Annotated in this window: 3 protein-coding genes; all 3 read right to left on the bottom strand. The window is 62.2% G+C overall.

Annotated elements, in window-relative coordinates; genetic code table 11:
- Positions 1–770: 770 nt before the first annotated feature.
- From Q0K07_RS12935 to Q0K07_RS12945, 3 genes are read right to left on the bottom strand one after another with little or no spacing between them, the layout of a single operon-like run.
- Positions 771–1,169, bottom strand: a complete 399-nt coding sequence (locus Q0K07_RS12935) for a F0F1 ATP synthase subunit epsilon (RefSeq protein WP_294559773.1) — start codon at positions 1,167–1,169, stop codon at positions 771–773.
- Positions 1,170–1,181: 12 nt separating this feature from the next.
- On the bottom strand, positions 1,182–2,594 hold the full coding sequence (gene atpD / locus Q0K07_RS12940) for a F0F1 ATP synthase subunit beta (RefSeq protein ID WP_294559774.1): 1,413 nt from the start codon (positions 2,592–2,594) through the stop codon (positions 1,182–1,184).
- Between the two features lie 12 nt (positions 2,595–2,606).
- Entirely contained in the window at positions 2,607–3,491 is an 885-nt protein-coding gene (locus tag Q0K07_RS12945) for a F0F1 ATP synthase subunit gamma (RefSeq protein ID WP_294559775.1), read from the bottom strand.
- Positions 3,492–3,554: the final 63 nt, after the last annotated feature.

The following is a 3,554-nucleotide window of genomic DNA, read 5'->3' on the forward strand; positions in this document are numbered from 1 at the left end:
TCCTTCATGGCATCCTCCCTATGCCGACAATAAGAACTTTTTACCCTTTTGGCAATTAATGAGTCCTGAGCCTAGGACATGCCCGCTTCCCCACGCAGCGGGACACGCCTCCCCGGCGGAGACATATGCACCGCGCAGGAGCCGCCCCCGCACGGCGGGACGTCTGCCCGTTCCGGCCGAAAATACAAATGTCGGATTCCCCCGCGCGCAGGAGCTTCTGCCCGTTCTGCCATGGAAAGGCGGACGCATGGGCATGGCACAACACCGGAACATACCGGTGAGGAAGATGCCACTCCCCCGGCTCCATACCCGCCTTTCCCGCACGCAGGTACATGCCTGCCCTTTTGCGAAAAGGATATTCCGGGACATGTCCGCTTCCCCACGCAGCGGGACACGCCTCCCCGGCGGAGACATATGCCCCGCGCAGGAGCCGCCCCCGCACGGCGGAACGTCTGCCCGTTCCGGCCGAAAATACAAATGTCGGATTCCCCCGCGCGCAGGAGCTTCTGCCCGTTCTGCCATGGAAAGGCGGACGCATGGGCATGGCACAACACCGGAACATACCGGTGAGGAAGGTGCCACTCCCCCGGCTCACATACCCGCCTTTCCCCCACGCAGGGACTTTCCTGAAACACGCTGTGCACGCGGCAAAGGCCTGTTCCCGCCCCCGGGAATACAAAAGGGCGCCCCTTTCGGGGCGCCCCTTCAATGCGTTCAGGCATCAGCGTTGCAACGACAGCGCGCCTGATATCCTGCGCAGAGCGCGGGCATCAGCGCCGGGCGACACGGATGCGCTCGATGGCCCTGGTGAGGGCGAGCTCGGCGCGGTGCACGTCCGTATCGGGTTTCGGATCGGCGAGGCGCGCTTCCGCGCGGGCCTTGGCCTGCTCCGCTCTGTCCACGTCGATGTCGGAGGCCAGTTCCGCGGCTTCCGCGAGAATGGTCACCTTGTTGTCCGCGATCTGAGCAAAGCCGCCGGATACGAAAACCCAGCTTGTGACGCCTCCCTTGCGGTAATAAAGATCACCGATCTTCAGAGCGGACAGCATGGCCGCATGGCCGGGCATGACGCCGAATTCGCCGTCCACGCCGCTTGCGCCCACATAGTCCACTTCTTCCTGAAGCACAACCTTGTCGGGAGTGACGATATCAAGACGAAGACCTTCCATAGCGGTCTCCTCTTATGCCTGCTGACGCTTGTTGTACTTTTCAATGGCCATGTCGATGCTGCCCACGTTGAACACGTCCGTCTCGGAGAGATAGTCGTATTCGCCTTCAAGCAGCCCCTTGAAGCCCTTGATGGTGTCTTCCAGTTTCACATACACGCCGGGAATGCCGGAGAACACTTCCGCCACATGGAAGGGCTGGGAAAGGAAGCGCTGGATACGGCGGGCGCGGGCCACGGTCATCTTGTCCTCGTCGGAAAGTTCGTCCATGCCGAGGATGGCGATGATGTCCTGAAGGTCCTTGTACTTCTGCAGCACCTGCTGAACACGACGGGCCACGGAATAGTGTTCCGTGCCGACCACGTTCGGATCGAGGATACGGGAGGTGGAGTCAAGCGGGTCCACGGCCGGGTAGATACCCAGTTCGGCAATGGAACGGTTGAGCACCAGCGTGCCGTCCAGGTGGGCGAAGGTGGTGGCAGGGGCCGGGTCGGTAAGGTCGTCGGCGGGAACGTACACGGCCTGCACGGAGGTGATGGAACCTGCGGAGGTGGAGGTGATGCGTTCCTGAAGGCCGCCGAGGTCGGTGCCGAGGGTGGGCTGATAGCCCACGGCCGAAGGCATGCGGCCCAGCAGAGCGGACACTTCGGAGCCGGCCTGCGTGAAGCGGAAGATGTTGTCGATGAAGAGCAGCACGTCCTGATGTTCTTCATCACGGAAGTACTCGGCGCACGCGAGGGCGGTGAGGGCCACGCGGGCACGGGCTCCCGGGGGCTCGTTCATCTGGCCGTAGACAAGCACGGCGCGCTCCAGAACCCCGGCTTCCTTGAGTTCGCCGTAGAGGTCGTTGCCCTCACGGGTACGTTCACCCACGCCCGCGAACACGGAGTTGCCGCCGTGCTGCTTGGCGATGTTGTTGATCATCTCCATGAGGATAACGGTCTTGCCCACGCCGGCGCCGCCGAACAGGCCGATCTTGCCGCCCTTGGGGAAGGGAATGAGCAGGTCCACGACCTTGATGCCGGTTTCCAGCAGCTCCACCTTGGTGTTCAGGTCGGTGAAGGCGGGGGCGGGACGGTGGATGGGGAAGTACTTGTCCGTTTCAATGGGGCCGAGGCCGTCCACGGGCTTGCCCACCACGTTCAGGATACGGCCGATGGCGGCCTTGCCCACGGGGGTCATGATGGGTTTGCCGGTATCGACCACTTCCATGCCGCGGACCAGACCGTCGGTGCTGTCCATGGCGATGGTGCGCACCACGTTGTTGCCCAGGTGCTGGGCGACTTCGCAGATGAGGTCCGTGGCGTTGGGGTTGTTGACATTATTGATCTCAAGCGCGTTGAGGATGTTCGGCAGATTTCCCTCGGGGAAAGCCACGTCCACAACAGCGCCGATGACCTGTACAATATGGCCTTTGTTTGCTGTCATGCCCTAGTGCTCCTACTGGCTTTGCTGCGCATTTGCGCCGCCAACGATGTCGATAAGTTCGTTGGTGATGGCAGCCTGACGGGTCTTGTTGAAAAGAAGCGTCAGAGAATTGGTCAGTTCATCGCAGTTGCGCGTGGCGTTGTCCATGGAGGCCATGCGCGCTGCGTTCTCGCTGGCGGAGTTGTCGAGAAGTCCGCGGTAGATCTGAACATTCACATAGCGGGGCAGCAGTTCCGCAAGCAGAGTCCCGACTTCGGGCTCATACAGGCATTCCGCAGCCGCGCCGACCTGCTCCTCGCCGTCCTTGCTCGCGGAGGAGCTCACGGGCAGCAGCGCCATGGTCGTGGGGATCTGGCGGGTCATTCCCGCAAACTCGCTGTACACAAGGTACACTTCGTCGGCCTCGCCGCTTTCATAAAGCTGCGACACCCTCGCGCCCAGGCGGGCCGCCAGGCGGAAATCGAAGGAACCCATGACATCGCCGTACGATTCGATGGTCTCGTACTCGCTCTTGCGCACCGCGTCGCGGCCCTTGCGGCCCACGCAGATGAACCGGACGGCAAGCCCTTCCCCGGCCCGGGCACGGGCCAGGTTGAGCGCCATCGATATCAGATTGACGTTGAAGCCCCCGCACAGGCCTCTGTCGGAGGTGAGCAGAACGATCACCGCCGAAGAGACCTTCTTGTGAACCTGAAGCAGCGGATGGGCCGCCCCTTCCGTTCTGGCGGCAAGATCGCCCAGCATCTCGCCGAACTTTTCCGCGTAGGGGCGGAAACGCTCGATGCGGTTCTGGGCGCCACGCAGCTTCGCCGAGGCGACCATTCCCATGGCCCTCGTGATCTGCTTGGTCTTGCCGACGCCAGCTATCTGGAGTTTTACATCTTTCAACGAAGGCATGAGTTACCCCCGCGCCTTGAAGGATACCTTGAACTCTTTGATGGCCGCGGAAAGACGGGCTTC

The sequence above is a fragment of the uncultured Mailhella sp. genome (assembly GCF_944324615.1).
Taxonomy (GTDB): domain Bacteria; phylum Desulfobacterota; class Desulfovibrionia; order Desulfovibrionales; family Desulfovibrionaceae; genus Mailhella.